Here is a 492-nt window from a genome sequence, read left to right as displayed (position 1 = left end):
GCTCGATGCACCGAACAGTTCGTGCTTGTAGGCCCGCAGCTTCTCTTCGGCCAGATCGCGCTGGGCTGTCACGAGTCAAAGCTCACCGCGCAGCACATCGCGCTCGGCGCTCGCGGCAATCAGCGCTTCGTATTCCTCGACGCTCAATATGACGGGGTTGTTCGGCATGGCCGATTAGACTACGCCACCCGCGTGGTGTTCAGCTCATCCGCGCGTAATATCGCTGGGGATGCTTCTGGATCACGGCCAGGTCGATGCCGTCGAGCAGCCAGTGCAACTGCTCGGCGCTGAGCGTGATCGTGTCGCCTCCGTTCGGCCAGACGAAGCGGTCGGCCTCGAGTCTCTTGAGCAGCAACCAGAAGCCGTTGCCACCCCAGCCGAGAATCTTGACTCGATCGCGACGACGGTTGCCGAACACGAACAGTGCCGAGGTCATTGGGTTCAGGCGCATCGCCTGTTCGACCAGGATCGACAGCCCGTTGATGCCCATGC

The 492-nt window shown here is 62.0% G+C and carries 1 protein-coding gene and 1 pseudogene; both read right to left on the bottom strand.

The window, feature by feature from the left end; all coding sequences use genetic code 11:
* Positions 1–168, bottom strand: a pseudogene (locus RZR99_RS33065) (IS66 family transposase); the annotation flags it as partial.
* A 31-nt stretch (positions 169–199) separates the two neighbouring features.
* A partial coding sequence (gene tnpB, locus RZR99_RS33060; RefSeq protein WP_323123862.1) for an IS66 family insertion sequence element accessory protein TnpB occupies positions 200–492 on the bottom strand: 293 nt, incomplete at its 5' end.

It is taken from the genome of Burkholderia alba, assembly GCF_034721475.1.
GTDB classification, from domain to species: domain Bacteria; phylum Pseudomonadota; class Gammaproteobacteria; order Burkholderiales; family Burkholderiaceae; genus Burkholderia; species Burkholderia alba.
The sequence above is the reverse complement of the archived record's forward strand: the minus strand, read 5'-3'. Positions and strand labels throughout refer to the sequence as shown.